The sequence below is a fragment of the Pseudoalteromonas sp. BSi20429 genome, assembly GCF_000238895.1.
GTDB classification, from domain to species: domain Bacteria; phylum Pseudomonadota; class Gammaproteobacteria; order Enterobacterales; family Alteromonadaceae; genus Pseudoalteromonas; species Pseudoalteromonas arctica.
Map to the genome: position 1 here is coordinate 1 of NZ_BADV01000010.1, position 17,531 is coordinate 17,531.

The 17,531-nt window shown below is 38.4% G+C and carries 20 protein-coding genes and 1 tRNA gene; 11 read left to right on the top strand and 10 right to left on the bottom strand.

The features are described 5' to 3' along the window. Positions 1-44 precede the first annotated feature (44 nt). A tRNA-Gly gene (locus P20429_RS17720) sits at positions 45-120 on the top strand. Between the two features lie 232 nt (positions 121-352). On the opposite strand, the gene P20429_RS17715 is transcribed toward P20429_RS17720, so the two are convergent. The 3 genes from P20429_RS17715 to P20429_RS17705 all read right to left on the bottom strand — a co-directional run bounded on the left by P20429_RS17715 (position 353) and on the right by P20429_RS17705 (position 1,758). After that, positions 353-781, bottom strand: a complete 429-nt coding sequence (locus P20429_RS17715) for a secondary thiamine-phosphate synthase enzyme YjbQ (protein ID WP_007580263.1) — start codon at positions 779-781, stop codon at positions 353-355. After that, the gene (locus tag P20429_RS17710; protein WP_007580265.1) at positions 778-1,245 is read right to left on the bottom strand and encodes a chemotaxis protein CheX; all 468 of its coding nucleotides are present in this window, start codon (positions 1,243-1,245) and stop codon (positions 778-780) included. Before P20429_RS17710 ends, P20429_RS17715 begins: the two co-directional genes overlap by 4 nt. Positions 1,246-1,320: 75 nt before the next feature. Beyond that, entirely contained in the window at positions 1,321-1,758 is a 438-nt protein-coding gene (locus P20429_RS17705; protein ID WP_007580267.1) for a transcriptional repressor, read from the bottom strand. 95 nt (positions 1,759-1,853) lie between these two features. Between P20429_RS17705 and P20429_RS17700 the strand changes: the two genes are divergently transcribed. The 8 genes from P20429_RS17700 (at position 1,854) to P20429_RS17660 (ending at position 7,528) form a co-directional block, all read left to right on the top strand. Further along, complete coding sequence (locus tag P20429_RS17700; protein WP_007580269.1) at positions 1,854-2,474, top strand: MarC family protein; 621 nt, start codon at positions 1,854-1,856, stop codon at positions 2,472-2,474. A gap of 123 nt (positions 2,475-2,597) precedes the next feature. Next, a complete protein-coding gene (gene dusA / locus P20429_RS17690; protein ID WP_007580273.1) occupies positions 2,598-3,530 on the top strand; it encodes a tRNA dihydrouridine(20/20a) synthase DusA in 933 nt (310 codons plus the stop codon). A 244-nt stretch (positions 3,531-3,774) separates the two neighbouring features. Then, entirely contained in the window at positions 3,775-4,455 is a 681-nt protein-coding gene (locus P20429_RS17685; RefSeq protein WP_007580275.1) for a PspA/IM30 family protein, read from the top strand. A 9-nt stretch (positions 4,456-4,464) separates the two neighbouring features. Continuing rightward, positions 4,465-4,671 carry a PspC domain-containing protein gene (locus P20429_RS17680; RefSeq protein ID WP_007580277.1) on the top strand — a complete coding sequence of 69 codons (207 nt, stop codon included), beginning with the start codon at positions 4,465-4,467 and terminating at the stop codon, positions 4,669-4,671. Positions 4,672-4,843: 172 nt separating this feature from the next. Further along, positions 4,844-5,170, top strand: a complete 327-nt coding sequence (locus P20429_RS17675; RefSeq protein ID WP_007580279.1) for a hypothetical protein — start codon at positions 4,844-4,846, stop codon at positions 5,168-5,170. A gap of 79 nt (positions 5,171-5,249) precedes the next feature. After that, entirely contained in the window at positions 5,250-5,759 is a 510-nt protein-coding gene (locus tag P20429_RS17670; protein WP_033026250.1) for a copper chaperone PCu(A)C, read from the top strand. An 8-nt stretch (positions 5,760-5,767) separates the two neighbouring features. Beyond that, on the top strand, positions 5,768-6,754 hold the full coding sequence (locus P20429_RS17665) for a DUF2333 family protein (protein WP_007580283.1): 987 nt from the start codon (positions 5,768-5,770) through the stop codon (positions 6,752-6,754). Between the two features lie 3 nt (positions 6,755-6,757). Then, positions 6,758-7,528: a TIGR04219 family outer membrane beta-barrel protein gene (locus P20429_RS17660; RefSeq protein WP_007580285.1), complete on the top strand. Its 771-nt coding sequence runs from the start codon at positions 6,758-6,760 to the stop codon at positions 7,526-7,528. 33 nt (positions 7,529-7,561) lie between these two features. Here the strand turns inward: P20429_RS17660 and P20429_RS17655 are convergent, their stop codons facing one another. Then, positions 7,562-8,449, bottom strand: a complete 888-nt coding sequence (locus P20429_RS17655; protein ID WP_007580287.1) for a TIGR03899 family protein — start codon at positions 8,447-8,449, stop codon at positions 7,562-7,564. Beyond that, entirely contained in the window at positions 8,418-8,999 is a 582-nt protein-coding gene (locus tag P20429_RS17650) for an SRPBCC family protein (protein WP_007580289.1), read from the bottom strand. Before P20429_RS17650 ends, P20429_RS17655 begins: the two co-directional genes overlap by 32 nt. 111 nt (positions 9,000-9,110) lie before the next feature. Between P20429_RS17650 and P20429_RS17645 the strand changes: the two genes are divergently transcribed. Together P20429_RS17645 and P20429_RS17640 are read left to right on the top strand one after the other, a co-directional pair. Then, complete coding sequence (locus P20429_RS17645) at positions 9,111-11,300, top strand: EAL domain-containing protein (RefSeq protein ID WP_007580290.1); 2,190 nt, start codon at positions 9,111-9,113, stop codon at positions 11,298-11,300. A gap of 130 nt (positions 11,301-11,430) precedes the next feature. Then, the gene (locus P20429_RS17640) at positions 11,431-13,608 is read left to right on the top strand and encodes a YgiQ family radical SAM protein (RefSeq protein WP_007580292.1); all 2,178 of its coding nucleotides are present in this window, start codon (positions 11,431-11,433) and stop codon (positions 13,606-13,608) included. A 191-nt stretch (positions 13,609-13,799) separates the two neighbouring features. Here P20429_RS17640 and P20429_RS17635 read toward each other — a convergent pair whose 3' ends face one another. From P20429_RS17635 to ptsN, 5 genes are all read right to left on the bottom strand, one after another. Beyond that, positions 13,800-14,351: a protein disulfide oxidoreductase gene (locus P20429_RS17635; RefSeq protein WP_007580295.1), complete on the bottom strand. Its 552-nt coding sequence runs from the start codon at positions 14,349-14,351 to the stop codon at positions 13,800-13,802. Positions 14,352-14,407: 56 nt separating this feature from the next. After that, positions 14,408-15,766 carry a magnesium transporter gene (gene mgtE, locus P20429_RS17630; RefSeq protein ID WP_007580297.1) on the bottom strand — a complete coding sequence of 453 codons (1,359 nt, stop codon included), beginning with the start codon at positions 15,764-15,766 and terminating at the stop codon, positions 14,408-14,410. A 130-nt stretch (positions 15,767-15,896) separates the two neighbouring features. Further along, entirely contained in the window at positions 15,897-16,169 is a 273-nt protein-coding gene (locus P20429_RS17625; RefSeq protein WP_002957937.1) for an HPr family phosphocarrier protein, read from the bottom strand. 42 nt (positions 16,170-16,211) lie between these two features. Further along, on the bottom strand, positions 16,212-17,057 hold the full coding sequence (gene rapZ / locus P20429_RS17620) for an RNase adapter RapZ (RefSeq protein WP_007580299.1): 846 nt from the start codon (positions 17,055-17,057) through the stop codon (positions 16,212-16,214). A gap of 18 nt (positions 17,058-17,075) precedes the next feature. Next, complete coding sequence (gene ptsN, locus P20429_RS17615) at positions 17,076-17,528, bottom strand: PTS IIA-like nitrogen regulatory protein PtsN (RefSeq protein WP_024594001.1); 453 nt, start codon at positions 17,526-17,528, stop codon at positions 17,076-17,078. Positions 17,529-17,531: the final 3 nt, after the last annotated feature.

Below are 17,531 nucleotides of genomic sequence, written 5' to 3' on the forward strand. Positions count from 1 at the left end.
AATTTCTAACCAAAAGAAATTGTAGTGTTGAATGAAAATATAATGCGGTACTAGCTCAGTTGGTAGAGCGCGACCTTGCCAAGGTCGAGGTCACGAGTTCGAGCCTCGTGTACCGCTCCAATCTTTTTATATCCTTTCAAAATTTTCTGTATTAAAAATCATAAATAAAATTATAATTTAAAATCTCTCTTATCTACTTTATTCTATGTGCAATATTCAACATTGAAGTTTTGGTTGTTAGAAGCTATCGCTTCGCGCGAGATCAGCGCCTACAAGAAAGGTGTCGTACTTTGAAATTATGAGATATGAGTGAGGTACAGAAGAGCTAATACTTTGAAACCTGAAGCTTTTGTTAAAATAGCTCCCCCTGAATAGTTGCTATAACTCGTCTAGAGCCACCAGAATCACGATGTTCACCTAAATAAATGCCTTGCCATGTACCTAATGCTAAATAACCATTTGAAATAGGAATACTTAGCTCGCAGCCTAACGTACTGGTTTTAATATGCGCGGGCATGTCGTCATCACCTTCATAATCGTGGCGATAATAAGGTTGACGCTCAGGAATAAATTTATTGAAATGGCTTTCCATGTCCATACGAACAGTGGGATCTGCATTTTCGTTTATTGTAAGGCTCGCTGAGGTATGCTGAATAAATAAATGTAACAAGCCTATTTTGTAACTCGCCAGTTCAGGAAGTTGAGATAATATTTCGTCATCAATTATATGAAAACCTCGCTGGCGAGGTTTTAATGTAATTTGCTTTTGCTGCCAACTCATAGTTTATCGAAGCTAACTTCAATGTTTGCATTACCAGCATCACAACTAAATGGCATGATGATTTTTTTACCTTGGCTTTTATGAGTAATTGTATGACCCTTACCAGATACCACAATAGGCGTTGCCATATCAAAGTCGAAGCCTTTCTCGCCAAGTAAATTTTTAGCACCACCAGTTACCATGTTGGTTATTTCGCCAACCATATCGGTAACTTCTTCGTCTATAGTATCAGGGCGTTCGCCAAGCATACGCTCCATGATGGTTAATGCTAATCCTTCATCAAATGTAATTGAAAATGATCCTCGCGTTTGCGGGCCAACCATACCAATCAAACCTGATACATCACCACAGGCTATCTCATCAGTTTTAATGCGAGGTTTACCCGGCTTCAATTGAGTTTGAGCCATAGTGCTTAAAACATTAATTAAAGAAGATAAAAAAGGATTGATGAATTCTACATTCATAGTGGCTACTCTTAAATTTGTTCTGTGAAATGACTATATAGTTTGAGTATAGTCACTAAGGATAACTTTGAAGGATTATGATGCTCTGCAAGATTCACATTTACCATGTGCTTCTATTGTTTGCCCTGATACGACAAAGCCACCTTCGGCAGCTAGATTATTAAGCTCATGCGAAATTACACTCGAGTGTAATTCTTTAACAAAGCCACATGTATCGCAAATTAATAATTGTACCGGGTGAATATGATCAAAATGATGGCACAGCATAAATGCATTTGTGCTTTCAATTTTATGAATAAAACCTAGTTCAGCTAAAAAGTCTAATGCACGATAAATAGTTGCAGGTTTAGCACCTGTTTCAGTTACTTTTAATTGCTCAAGCAAATCGTATGCACCAACACCACCTTGTGCACTGGCTAATAGACGAAATACCTTCTCGCGGATAGGCGTAAAACGCGCACCACGGTTGTCACAAACTTGTTTTGCTTTACTTACGAGTGATTCTATATTCATCATTACTCTTATCCTTATGCTACCGTGATATACTAACATACTGTGTTGTAGTTGCAGCGTTTTTATTAAGCGCTTTTTACCTAGGAAACCCAGTAATGCACGAACTATTGGCTATATTTATTTTCTTTTTTGCGGTTATTGACCCCATTGGCACTGTACCTGTATTTATTGCAGTCACACGTGGTGATGATGAGAAGTTTAAACGTAAAGTTATATTTAAAGCGGTAGGCGTATCTGCATTAGTGCTTTTATTTTTTGTACTCGCAGGTGAGCAATTACTTAACGCAATTGAAATTCCACTTTCGGCTTTTCAAATAGCCGGCGGTATCATATTACTTATTTTTGCACTTTCAATGATATTTGGTGAAAGTAAGCCTGAAGCCGAAATTAAAAGTGTACGCGACAGCACTGAAACAGCTATTTTTCCGCTTGCGATTCCTTCTATCGCGAGCCCTGGCGCTATGTTAGGTGCTGTATTAATGACCCGCAATGAAGAATATACATGGGTTGAGCAGTTACTAACGTCTTCAATGATGCTTGCTGTATTAGCGGTTGTACTGGTTTTATTGCTGCTTGCAACGCACGTACATAGATTAATTGGTGATAGTGGTGCAAGTATAATAAGTAGAATTATGGGGCTTATTTTAAGCTCGGTTGCGGTTACCAATATTTTAAATGGCATAGCCCATTATTTTGGCTTGCAGGTGTTCTCTTAACATTGATGCCTGCCAGGCTTTTGTGTAAAATGCAGCGCCTTTTAAGCTGTGCTTAATAACTTTAATACCCTGAGGTTTGCTTTGAATAAATGTACTTTGGATAGACGCTTTTCTGTGGCACCAATGCTTGATTGGACTGATCGCCATTGTCGTACTTTTCATCGCAAAATGACTAAACATACTGTGCTTTATACTGAAATGATAACCACAGGGGCTATTTTATTTGGTCGAGGCGACTACTTACATTTTAATAAACACGAAGGCCCAGTTGCACTGCAACTTGGTGGCTCTGATCCTAAAGCGCTTGCGCAATGTGCAAAACTGGCAGGTGAGCGTGGCTATGACGAAATAAATTTAAATGTAGGTTGCCCGTCAGACAGAGTTCAAAATGGTCGATTTGGCGCATGCTTAATGGCTGAGCCTCAATTAGTTGCTGAGTGTGTTGCAGCAATGAAAAGCGAAGTAAGTATTCCTGTAACTGTTAAAACGCGTATTGGTATTGATGAGCAAGATTCGTATGAGTTTTTATGTGCGCTTATTGAAGCGTCTCATAAAGTAGGATGTGATGATTTTATTATTCATGCTCGTAAAGCATGGCTTAATGGTTTAAGCCCGAAAGAAAATCGTGAAGTCCCACCGCTTGATTACCCACGTGTTTATCAACTTAAAAAAGATTATCCGCAGCTAGACTTAAGCCTAAATGGCGGCGTTAAAACAATTGAGCAGAGCCTAGAACATCTACAACATATTGATGGTGTAATGATTGGGCGTGAAGCTTACAGTAACCCATTTATGCTCAATGACGTTGATGAGAAAATTTATGGTGATGCTGCAAACACACAATCACGCCACGACGTAGTGCGCTCAATGTACAGCTACATTGAAGAAGAAATGCGTTTGGGTGCTAATTTTTGGCATATTGCACGTCACATGCTCGGTATTTTTCAGGGGCAGCCTGGTGCACGAGGCTTTAGACGCCACCTTTCTGAAAGTGGTCATGGTAAGCAAGCTGATTTATTGGTAATGGATAAAGCATTAAGCTTTGTACCAGAATAAAGCTAAGCTTTAAAAGTTCTAAATTTAAGCCACTTTCGAGTGGCTTTTTTGATCCTAAATATTAGTCAAAAGCATAATTTATTGGCCAATTACACTCTATGCTGTTCAGCTGGAAGTCACTAAAAACTAGAGTGCTTGTTGTTTATCATTGTGATTTTAAATGTTTTATTTTTGTTTTGATGAACTTGGCACAACTCTTGGAATCTCCTTGTTGAAATTAATTAAAAATCAACAGGAGAATACCATGGGAATATTTAACCGCGTAAACGATGTAATTCAATCAAACATTGTCGCTATGCTTGATAAAGCAGAAGACCCAGAAAAACTTTTAAACTTAATGCTTACCGAGATGCAAGATGCGTTGAATGAGTGCCGTAGTACAGCAGCCGCTTTATTGTGTGAAGAGAAAATAATTAATCGCCAAATTGATACTAAAAAAACAGAATTAGCAGCTTGGCAAATTAAAGCAGAACGTGCGGTTGAGAAGGGCAGTGATGACCTTGCTAAGTCTGCCTTATTTGAAAAGCAGCGCGTTAACGAAAGCATCGAAAATAAGCAAACTCAACTAGAAACACTGCAAGAGTCTATTGCAAAAATTAAGGTTGATTGTGAGCGTCTGCAGCAAAAAATGGCTATGGCTAAAACTAAGCAAGCTCAGTTAATGCAGCGTCATAATGTTGCTATTGCTAGAGAGCGAATCAGTACGCAACTACAAAGCGATAAAGTAGCTCATGCGTTGTCTCGTTTTGAACAAATAGAGCTGCGTGTTGAAGGTATTGAAGCTCAAGTAGAGGCTTATGAGCTGACTGATACAGCAAGCTCTACGAGTGCCCAAATTGAGTCGTTAGTTAAAAATGAAAAAATTGATGCTGAACTGGCTCGCTTAAAAGCGAACTTAAATACTAATTTAAAACAAACTGCTTAGGAGATTGCTATGAACAGCTTTAATCGTCAACGAGGTTGGTATAAAGATACTCTAAATAAAAAAATATCGGGTGTTTGTAGTGGTTTAGCTCGTAGATTGGATTTTCCTGTATGGGCAACACGCGTAGTTACTATTTTGTTGTTTTTGAGTTTTCCGTTTGCAGTTGCACTTGGTTATTTTATAGCGCATTGCTGCCTTGAAAATAAAGAGTATTAATACCAACCGGCATAAATATTTGAACAATTTAACGAATTAAATCACTCTATAACGTTGTTGAAAATTTTTATTTAGAACAACTAGATATAAAAATTTTTTGCCTAGTTATAGCGCAATTTATTATCGTTAAATAGACCTCATATATAAGCCAGTTGGAATAAGGAGAATTACTATGAAAGCTTTGGCAGTATGTGTAATTATCTATTTATTACTGTTTACTGATTTAATAACGTTTGTGCAGATTGATTCTTGGCAGTTGCCGTTATGGATTGCTGATATTAGCTGGGCTGGGCTCGAGCTTGTAGGTGCTTTGGCCGCAATTGTTGCTGTAGTTGCTGTAGTGGCTTTAATTACTATGGGATTAGTTGGTGCGGGTGTAGTGGCATTAGCAGGGACTATTTTAGCGCTTTTATTCGGATCTATAATGATTGCATGGCCGTTACTATTTGTTGCAGTGTTGTGCTGGCTTGTTGCCGATAACAAAAAAGTAGCCTCTTAATCCTTAATTTGACTGACTATTATAGGTTAACTATGTTAAATTTAGCCTGTAATTTAAAGTTTTCATAAGGATAAGAATGATGACGAAACTATGTTTTTCGATGGCTTCTGCATTAATATTTAGTTTTTTTTCGTCATCGTTGGCGGCGCACTCAGGGCACGATCATGGTTCTGATGTGGCTGTGCTCGAAGTAACTAACGCGCAAGTTAGAGAGTTTTTACCTGGCAGTACTTCAACTGTAGGTTATTTAACGCTAATAAATCACAGTGGAGCCGCAGCAACTTTAACTAAGGCAACTATTGGTGGCTTAGAGCGTGTTGAAATACACGAGCATTCACATGTAGACGGCATGATGAAAATGCAACAAGTTGAATCAGTTGAAATTAAAGCGCACGAAAGTGTCAGTTTTCAACCTGGCGGTTATCATTTAATGGTATTTGAACCACAAGAGCCATTAAAAGTAGGGCAAGAACGCAAACTCACGCTATATTTTAGTGACGGTAATCGCTTGTTCACCAATGCTCAAGTCGTGTCGCTTGAAGCGCAAGCTACGCAGTCAAAACCATCTACTCAACACGCTCATCACTAGGAGTACACATGTCGCAACACAAAGGAAAAATAGCAGGAATAGTTGTTTTACTGCTTATCATATTTTACGCAATTGCTGTTTATTGGAGCACTGAGCCTTCACGTTTTGATGTTGTTGCAAACGCCAAAGAGCAAGCGCAGCTTCGTAATGAAAAAATAGTTACGGGTTATGTAACTACTTCTACATTAATTACAGTAGCAAATACCTTACTAGATAAACCTGGTGGCTACTTATCAAATGATGTAATACCACCAAGTATTATTATGGATGATATGCCGGCGTGGGAATATGGCGCGCTAGAAATGGTGCGTGATTTATCGCTTTCTATGCGAAAAGATTTTAGCCGTTCGCAATCACAGTCTACTGAGCATGAAGCACTTAAAAAGGCGCAGCCACAGTTTAATATAAGCTCTGAAGCATGGGCATGGCCAAGTGCTGAAGGTGAGTATCAAAAAGGTATTGATTATTTAATGGTATATCGTGGACAAATTGCTAACGAGCATGAGCGTGATAGTCAATTTTACGCACGAGCAGATAACTTACGTAGTTGGCTTAAAGAAGCTGAAAAACGTTTAGGTAGCTTAAGTCAGCGTTTAAGTGCCAGTGTAGGCCAAGAAAAAGTGAACACCGATTTAGCAGGTAATTCATCAAATAAACAAGCAACTCTTGCTCCACTTCAGCAGCAAGTAAGAACACCGTGGTTAGAAATTGACGATGTATTTTACGAGTCTCGCGGTGCTACTTGGGCGTTACTACACTTTTTACAAGCGATAGAGTACGACTTTGCTGATGTACTTGAAAAGAAAAATGCGCGTGTAAGCGTTCAACAAATTATACGTGAGCTTGAGGCAACCCAAGAAACAGTGTGGAGCCCACTTATTTTAAACGGGAATGGTTTTGGCTATGTTGCTAACCACTCTTTAGTTATGGCAAATTATATTTCTAGAGCCAATGCGGCTTTAATCGAACTTAGCGAACTACTAGCTCAAGGATAAAAAATGAAAAAGTATTGTTTAGCAGCAGCCCTTTCAATGGCATGTTTAGCACCGGCAGCGCAAGCTGACACTCTACTAGGTTTATACGTAGGTGTTGATGGATGGAAGTCAGATAACGATGGCCAATTTTCTTACAAAAATAATGCATCTCAAGATTTTAATTTTGAAGATGAGACTTTTGTAAGTTATTACGCGGCGCTTGAGCACCCAGTGCCGTTAGTACCAAATATCAAATTAAAGTATACAGAGCTTGAGTTAAATGGTTCTGCGCTGCTTACAGATACATTTAGCTTTAATGGTTCTGATTATGTTGTTGGTTCTACTGTAAATACGGTAAGTGATTTAACGCATATTGATTATATTTTTTATTATGAAATTTTTGATAATGACTTAATTTCAATAGACCTAGGTTTAAATGCTAAACAGTTTGACGGTGATATTGTTGTAAGCGGCACTACCCAAAATGGTGGTACTAACTTTACCGAAACCAAAGACTTCTCTGGTTTTGTTCCTCTTGCATACGGCCGTGCCGAAGCTGGCTTACCATTTACTGGTTTAAGTGTATTTTTTGAAGGTAGCTTTTTGGCTATTGACGATAGCAAAGTACAAGATTACCAAGTAGGCGTAGCATGGGAACTTATTGATAACTTGGCAGTAGATGTTGCTGTTAAAGCAGGTTACCGCTCTATGGTATTAGAACTTGATGATGTAGATGATATTACTACTGATATTGATGCATCTGGCCCATTTGCGGGTATTCAGGTTCATTTTTAATTAGTATTTTCTAATTAAACAAAGCGTGGCATATTATTTTATTGCGTGCCACGCTAAATCAAACTCTCCCTCTAGCGCATTATTAATCAACTGCTTATAGACCTTATTGACAGGAAAAGTAATGAGTTTAGATAGCTCATCACCTGTTTGAGTAAATTTGTAATAGCTTAATACCAAATCACTACTCTTTGCTTTTAACGTTACTTTTTGCGATAAAAATGAAAGGGTAAGCTCTTGCCCCGCTTTAAGCACTGCAGATTCAATTTCTTTTCTATACAGTAAATTAAGATCCATGAGCGTTAAAATATCAGGAAAGCTAATACCCGTTTTTCCTAAATTTAAAGATACTTTATTGCCTTTTCGTAGCAAATCAAACAACGATGGTTTTTTGTAAAAGCCGAGTAATATAAAGTGGCTGTCGTCTTTTTCGTTATAGCCTGAGAGCGACACACATTTTTGCAAAGAGTCTGCTTCTCGCTGTGTCATATGTTTTAAAGTTTGTAGGCTTTTAATTGAGAACGTACCAGGATTGAGTGTTTCTCCTGTTAAAATTTTTGCCCATAAAATTTGCATTGATTCATTAGAAGTATCTTCACACAGAGCTATAAAATGCTCTACCCAATCAACATCGGGCTGTTTACTACTTGCTACATCAGGGCAAAACCCCATAGCCATTGCTAAAATTGATTCTATATTTTGTTGTTGTTTAATAAGTAATAAATCTTGGCGTTTTTGAGCGCGAACTAAAACAGAGTTTTCACTGTTGATATGATAAAGCGGCTTAATTTGGCCCTTAATATCGTAACTTTGCTCGTTAGTGGGTAGTACACCGTTACTACCTACTTTTGTTATAGGGTAACCAAGTAAGGATTCGATGATGTTGGCAAGATTAATTCTCGCCTGTGCTGTTTTGACTGTCATGACTGTGCATTATCCTTTGTGGATCACTAAGCTGTGCAACAGTTTGAAGGTTATTTAACCCCAGTGAAACTGTATTACTGAGTACGTACTCGCTTAAAATTGCAGTGTAACCAGATATTAAAGGAGCAGTTGTTTGACCTTTAATATTACATATTAACGTAACTATACCGTTTTGCTCGCTAAGGTTAAAAGTGCCTCTAATAATATGTTCAGCATTTAAAAGTATGTTGAAGCTGACTTTATTTTGGCTTACCGAAGTTATGATCATTTCACCATACCCCCATTTTCCTTTCCAAGACTGATGAGCCCCTAGGCCAGAACTGGGTTCGCCCAACGTAAAACGTATGCTGGGGTCTACTTTTTCCCATGGAGACCATTTTTGCCATTGGCTAAAGTCGGTGATAAGCGGCTTTATTACTTTAAGATTGGCATTAATTTCGATTGTTTTATTTACACTATAACTTTGAGGCAGTATTAGCCCTACTAGTGCCAATACTAATAGTAATAACAGTACGCATTTGATTAATATTTTTAATGGTTTAATAAGCACACCTTTTATTAGTTTTTCAAGTTGAAATACAACAACTTTTTATTAATCGACTATAGTATGAATTAGATTATAAACCAAAAATAATTTATTGATTGCTACTTAGGAGAGCGAATGTCGTCAGATCAAAACGATTTTTTATTTTTTGAACAAGATTTTGAAGACGATGCTGTTGTTGAGCAGACTAAGTTTTGGGATATTTTAATTGTTGATGACGAACCTGAGATTCATTCTGTAACAAAATTAGCTTTGTCTGGCGTTGAGTTTTTAGGGGCTGGCTTGCGATTTCACGATGCTTATTCGGGTGTAGAAGCAATAGAAGTGCTAGCTAAAAATAAAAATATTTCGGTTATTTTTTTAGACGTTGTTATGGAAACTGACGATGCCGGTTTGCAGGTTGTAAAAAGGGTGCGTGACGAATTAAATAATCAACATGTAAGAATTATTTTAAGAACAGGGCAAGCAGGTATTACACCAGAAGAAAAAGTAATACGAGAATACGACATAAATGACTATAAAACGAAAACAGAGCTGACTCGTTCTAAGTTAGTAACTTCGCTTATAACCGCTATTCGCTCATACGAGCAGGTATGTCAGCTTGAATATCAAAGTGATGCAATGAACACGATTGTTTCAGCATCAAAGTCTATTTTAGGACTTACTGATGTTAAGCAATTATGCAAAGAAATCATCAAGCACATGAGTATTATTTTAAAATGTTCACCTAGAGGGCTTGTTTGCAGTAAGTTAGATGGCGATGATTTTATTCAGGTCTTAGGTGGTTGCGGGCATTACGAAAGCTATTTTGGTAAAAAATTAATTAATGTTGATAGCAAAGTATTTGAACAAGTTGAGTCGTGTTTTGGTTTGTCAAAGCACCAACACATAGACTCAAGTTCAACATTTATATTAAAAAGTAAGCATCGAAAAGCGGCTTTATATATAGAGTGCGACCACATTCCCTTACAAGCACAGCTACAATTTGCTGAAATTTTCTTAACTAATGTAAGTGTAGCACTTGATAACATAAGGTTATTTGTAAAGTTAAGAGATGCTGCTTATAAAGATGTGCTTACTGGTATTTCAAATCGTACTAACTTTATTGAGCGTGTGGTGAGTTATCAAAAGCCACACGTGAACGATCATGTATTTGTATTACTTGATGTAGTTAATTTTGCAGATATTAATAACGGCTTAGGGCAAGAGGTCGGCAATAAAGTATTAATTGGCATTGTGCAAAGGTTAAGAGAAAATTACCCAACAGCTAAATTACTATCACGTATTGGCGCTGATGTTTTTGGTTTTATTATTCGCCAAGACGAATTTGACTTAAAAAAGTTGAATGAGCAATTAGGTATTTCATTTTACGCAGAAGAACATTTACTCCCTATCGATTTTAGAGTGGGCTTATGCCAACAACAAGACTTTCAAAGTAGCGGTATTGATACACTGAAAGTTGCTTATATTGCACTTGACCAAGCTAAAAAAGCAAAGCATAAAGAAGGCGTTTATTACAATATTGATATGCAAGATAAGATGGCTTGGCGGATAGGGATTATTAGGCAGTTACGTCATGACTTTGCTCGAAATAAATTAGAGGTATGGTACCAACCTCAACTTGCACTAGATGACTTATCGCTAATTGGATGTGAGGCATTATTACGCTGGCCGGCAAGTGATGGCGTGTATATATCGCCGGCTGTGTTTGTGCCACTTGCAGAGGATGCGGGCTTAATTGTTGATATAGGGCAGTGGGTATTAGAACAAGCTTGCCAACAGCAAAAGCGCCTAGAAAATATGGGTACAGAAATTTGTATTGCAGTTAATGTGTCTGTTCCACAGTTTAAAGTAAAAGGTTATGCGCAAACTGTTAAAAATACATTGTTAAAATATGGTGTTAAGCCAAAAAACATAGAATTAGAAATCACCGAGAGCGTAGTAATGGATGAGCTGGAAACGGTTATTAGTACGCTAAGCGAGCTAAAAGAACTCGGAATGGAAGTTGCTATTGATGACTTTGGTACTGGTTTTTCGTCGCTGAGTTACATTCAAAGTTTACCTTTGGATCGGTTGAAAATAGATCGTGCATTTATTAAAGATTTACCAAATGACGACACTGGCGCTATTGCTGCCTTAGTTATATCACTTGGTGCTAAGTTGGGCTTAAAAACGATTGCTGAAGGGGTCGAAACACAAGAGCAAGCCCAGTTCTTAAAAAATTTAGGATGCGATGAAGTACAAGGTTTTATGTATGCTAAACCCATGCCTGAAAATGAATTAATAGAATTTATAAATAAACGCTAAAAAGATTAACTTATTATTTAAGCTAATGAACGATTTAGAATTTAAGGCGCGATATGCTTTGACTACTTTGTATATATAAACAATTTAGTAGGGTATAATTCGCGCCTTTTGTTATTCTACGGCCACAATTATGAGCACACTCAAAGCTAAGCGCGCCTTATTTTCATACCCTAAATACTGGGCTGAATGTTATGGCACCGCGCCATTTTTACCAACTACACGTGAAGAAATGGATGCACTTGGCTGGGATAGCTGCGACATAATAATAATTAGTGGCGACGCGTACGTCGATCATCCTAGTTTTGGTATGGCGGTAATTGGCCGTGTACTTGAAGCGCAAGGCTTTAGAGTAGGTATTATTGCCCAGCCAGCATGGGACTCTAAAGATGCATTTATGGAACTAGGCAGACCGAATTTATTTTTTGGTGTAACAGCTGGCAACATGGATTCGATGATCAATCGCTATACAGCTGAAAAGCGTATGCGCCACGATGATGCTTACACGCCAGATAACGTAGGTGGTAAACGTCCAGATCGCGCCGTAATGATTTACTCGCAAAAATGCCGTGAAGCATACAAAGGTATCCCAATTGTTATTGGTGGTATTGAAGCGAGTCTTCGTCGTATAGCTCATTACGACTATTGGCAAGAAAAAGTACGTCGTAGTATTTTGTTTGATGCAAAAGCTGATATTTTAATTTACGGTAACGCAGAGCGTCCGTTAGTTGAAGTTGCACATCGTATTGCCGCAGGCGAAACAATGGATACTATTCAAGATATTCGCGGCACGGCTGTTATCAGAAAAGAACCTTTGCCAGGCTGGCGTGGAAGTGACTCCACCGCTATAGATAAAATTGGTAAAATCGACCCTATTCCAAATCCATACGGCGCTGATGATGTTGGCTGTAGTAAATCTGAATTTAAACAAGCGGGTATAGACTTAAAGGCAGAAGCTGCAAAACCGATTATGGTTCAGCCTGCGCGACCTAAGCCATGGGAAAAAACTTACGTTAAGTTACCTGCTTATGAGCAAGTAAGTGTTAACAAACCTTTATACGCCCACGCTTCGCGTATTCTACATCAAGAAACAAATCCTGGTTGTGCAAGAGCACTGTTTCAGCGACACGGCGATCGTTCTATTTGGGTAAACCCGCCAGCATACCCATTAGAAACACATGAGATGGATGCTGTGTTTGGTTTACCGTATCAGCGTATTCCTCACCCAAGTTACGGCGACTCTAAAATTCCTGCTTACGACATGATAAAAACGTCAGTTAATATTATGCGCGGCTGTTTTGGTGGGTGTTCGTTTTGCTCAATTACGGAGCATGAAGGGCGTATTATTCAAAGTCGTTCGCAAGAATCAATTATTGAAGAAATTGAACAGATTAGAGATAAGGTACCCGGTTTTACTGGTGTTATCTCTGATTTAGGTGGCCCAACGGCAAATATGTATAAACTGCGTTGTACGAGCAAAAAGGCAGAAAGTACCTGTAGACGTTTATCATGTGTGTATCCTGAAATTTGTAAGCATATGGATACAGATCATACGCCAACAATAGACTTATACAAAAAAGCACGTGAAGTTAAGGGTATCAAAAAGGTATTGATTGCTTCAGGTGTTCGTTACGACTTAGCTGTACGCGACCCGCGTTACGTTAAAGAATTAGTAACGCATCATGTAGGTGGCTACTTAAAAATAGCGCCAGAGCATACAGAAGATGGTCCATTATCAAAAATGATGAAACCAGGTATGGGGGCGTACGATCAATTTAAAGAATTATTTGATAAGTATTCTAAAGAAGCCGGTAAAAAGCAGTATTTAATTCCTTACTTTATATCTGCTCACCCAGGGACAAAAGATGAAGACATGGTAAACATGGCTTTATGGCTTAAATCAAACGACTTTAAGCTTGATCAGGTACAAAATTTTTACCCATCACCGATGGCTAATGCGACGACTATTTACCACACAGAAATGAACTCTTTACGTAATATAAAAAACAATACAGAAGTTGTTCCAGTACCTAAAGGTGCTCGCCAACGTAGATTACATAAAGCTATTTTACGTTACCATGATGCAGCAGGTTGGCCGATGATACGTGAAGCACTGCGTAAAATGGGTAAAGCTAATTTAATTGGTAAAGGGCCTAACTGTTTAGTGCCTGAAGAAGGGCGTGATGAAAAAGCAGGTAAAGGTGGCAGTAAAGGCGGACGTCCTGCACTAACGCGACATACCGGTTTTAGCCAATTTAAAAAGGCAAACACTAAACCAAAAGTAGGCGGTAATCGTCAAAGTACACGTTAGTGATTCAATCTATTAATAACTAGTAGATTAGTTTAATTACGCCAAGGGTTTTTAAACTCTTTTAATACGTAAATTAAGTAAACCTTGCTCTTTATTGGCTATATTATTGTAGGTAATAAAGAGCGAGCTTTTAGAAACCCCTCTTGAGATAGCACGTATTTAGTGCCTATATACTTGCAGTTAGTTTTTTCTTAAAACGTTGATGATAACCACAAACGTAATTTAAGTGACCATAACGGCTGAATGCCTGTTAGCCCTTGCGTCATTTTATTATCTTTTAAGATTATATAAGATGGCGTGACTTGCCCTTGCCAATCGGCAAATATCTCACCGTGTTGATCGTTGACAGTGGTAAAACTGTAGCCATGAGCATTTAGGTACTCATGTAGTTTTTGATCCGAACCTGATTTTATTGCGATGCTCACGACGGGGTAGTTATTCTCGTTTGCGAGTTCGTTTATGGCAGGGGAGGTAATACTACAAATAGGGCACCAAGTTCCCCAAAAATAGACAAGTGTTGGTTTATCTTGGCTCATTGCTGCTAAATCAATGTTTTGCCCTTTATAATCTATTAATTGTAATTGAGGATTTGCTGGCATAACAGGTTGTCGCCACCAATTTACAGCGTTATAAATTACGAAAAATATGAAACCATATATCAACACACTTTTTAATATTGATAGGCCTTTTTGTTTTGGCGTTTTTTTAGGTGTGTCTTTTTTATTTTTGGTATCCGTTGTCATAGTTGCAGCTTTACCCTAAGTGTTTTTTACTTTAGTTATTTGCAAAAGTTTCTAATTTAAACCAGCAACCAAGTAGCAGTACCTAAAAAGGCGAATATACCCACAATGTCTGTAATTGTAGTTAAAACTACACTACCTGCAAGAGCGGGATCTATATTCATCTTTTTAAGAATAATAGGGATACTCGCACCAGCAACACCTGCCACCACTAAGTTCATAAACATAGCGAAGGCGAGTACGCCACCAAGCATAAAGTCCCACTGCCATAGGGCAATAACACCTGCTATTAACAACGACCACAAAACACCGTTTAACGCGCCAATAGCAAGCTCTTTCATCATCAAGAAACGTTGGTTTGTTTGATTTATATGACCTACCGCAATACCACGAATAACAAGCGTTAATGATTGACTACCTGCAACACCGCCCATAGAAGGGACAATACCGTTAAGTACAGCTAAAATAGGTAAAACATCTAAAGTGCCTTCAAAAAAGCTAGCTACAAAAGCAGCTGCAAGTGCAGTTAGTAAGTTGACACCTAACCAAACTGAGCGTTTTTTAGAGCTTTTTAGTACTGGCGCAAAGGTATCTTCTTCATCATCAAGACCGGCTAAGCCCAATAAACTATGCTCAGCATCTTCTCGGATTACGTCAACGATGTCATCGATAGTGACACGGCCAAGGAGCTGATCGTTATCATCGACTACGGGGGCCGATATCCAATTATGACGTTCAAATAATTGCGCGACTTCACTTTCATCCATTGAGATTGGAATGGATTCACAATCTTCATCCATTAAATCGCGAACAATCTTTTCTGGCGGGTTAGTTAATAATGTACTCAGCGATAAAGCGCCTATAAAGCAGTTATGCTTATCAACAACGTACAAGTCATCGGTACCTTCTGGTAACTCGCCACGTAGCCTAATATACCTAAGTACAACATCAAGCGTAACATCAGGGCGAATGGTCACCGTATCGGTGTTCATTAGCGCGCCAGCAGAACGCTCTTGATACGAAAGTGCTTGTGTTGCACGCTCACGGTCTTGAATGTCCATCGCGCTAACAACGTCTTTATAAACGGTGTCTGGCAGACTACGTAATACTTCACCTAAGTCATCGTGGCCCATATCTTCTGTTGCGGCTGCAATGTGCTTAGGTTCCATTTGGGCAATAATGCCTAAACGAACATCTTCTGATAGTTCTTCAAGAACATCACCTTGCACATCAGGATCAACCAACTGCCAAAGGAGTCGGCGAATTTTATGTGGTGATGATTCTAATAATAATGCGGTATCACAAGGAGCTGTTTTTGCGAGCATGCGCCTAACTTGAACAAATTGACCACTATTGAGTGACTTAGTCACCTGTTTTAGTTGCTGTAGTGGGTAATCTTGTTCAAAAGCTTCAGGCATTGGCGTCCTTTATAAATTTTTATATTACTTTATGGGGAGAGGTGAGTTAACTGGCGTCACTAACCGTATTTATTTTATATATCTGTTTTAGTTGGGGCATTAGTAATGCGAGCATTATTTTTATAACTGTTTATTCTTGTTCATTAAAACGTTGTGCTATTAATTCTCCAACAGCATGTAAAGCTTGCTCAGAATCGGGGCCTTTACATACAACTTTTACTTCTTTGCCTTGGCTACTTTCAAGTAACATTAGTGCAAGTACGCTATCGCCTGCAGCTTCTTTGTCATCTTGAAATAATGTAATTGTCGCATCAAACTGCACTGCCAATTGGGCAAGCACGGTGGCTGCTCTGGCGTGCAATCCTAATTTGTTTTTTATTAAAAAAGTGTCTTCACAATGCATAACTTACTCTACCTAAGCTGAACAGGTGATTATTCAGCTATATTATTTTTCTTGTTCGCGATGGCGAATTTTCACATTGGGATGTGTCATTGCAAAACTTTCACCGATAGTTTGCGCTAAATATACAGAGCGATGTTGTCCGCCTGTACACCCAATAGCAATGGTTAAATAACTGCGGTTATTTCGCTCTAAGTGCGGTAACCATGTTTGTACAAATGTTTGAATTTGCCATGTGAATTTTTGCACTATGCTGTGATTGGCCAAATAATCTTTAACAGGTTGATCTAACCCATTTAAAGGTTTTAATTCAGGTTCCCAATGTGGATTTGGTAAAAAGCGTGCATCAAATACATAATCTGCTTCTTTTGGTATGCCATGTTTAAAACCAAACGATTCAAACGTGACAATCAGTTGTTTATCTTTTTTACCTAAAATCTTTTCACGAATAGATTCAGCGAGTTGATGAACACTCAAATCAGTCGTGTCTATCATAAAGTCGGCGCGGGTGATTAATACATCAAGTAATTCTTTTTCTTTTTTGATGGCTAAATCAAGAGGCAACGAGTCAATTGATAGTGGGTGTAATCTACGAGTTTCAGAAAAACGTTTGATCAATGTTTGATCGTCGCTATCTAAATAAAATAACGTAGGGTTTGCAAAGCCTGGCAAGTATTCAAGAATATCGTTAAATTCATCTTGTTGTTTAGGGATGTTACGCACATCAATGCTAACAGCAATTTTATCGTAGCTATCAGACACACTGCGAACTAATGAAGGAAGCAAGTTAACTGGAATATTATCTACACAATAATAACCTAAATCTTCTACAACGCGTAAAGCAACCGACTTTCCAGAACCAGAACGGCCGCTTATGATAATTAACTCCATTTAACACCCTTTATAAAACTATGATTGATTGACAATAACTTGGTAAAGCTCAGCATCTGATTTTGCACTGCGTAACTGTTTACAAAAATCTTTGTTGTTTAGTTTATCAGCAATGGTTGCTAGAGTCTTTAAGTGCTGCTGGTTATCGCCATCTGGTACGATGAGTGCGACGAAAATATCAACAGGGCGATTATCGATTGCATCAAAATTTATTGGAGTTTCGCTAACGAGTACTAAAGCCAAAGGCTCTTCTGCACCGCTCATTCTTCCATGAGGAATGGCAATGCCACGCCCTATACCTGTACTACCCAATTTTTCTCTGCTCATTAAAGCATTAAGAATATCTTGTTGCGGTAAATACGGAAGTTTGTCGTGAGCAAGTTCGCTAATGAACTCTAAAATTCTTTTTTTGCTATTAAAAAGGACCGCAGCTTTGCTGCAGTCCTGGCATATAAGTGAGCTTAATTTCATCAT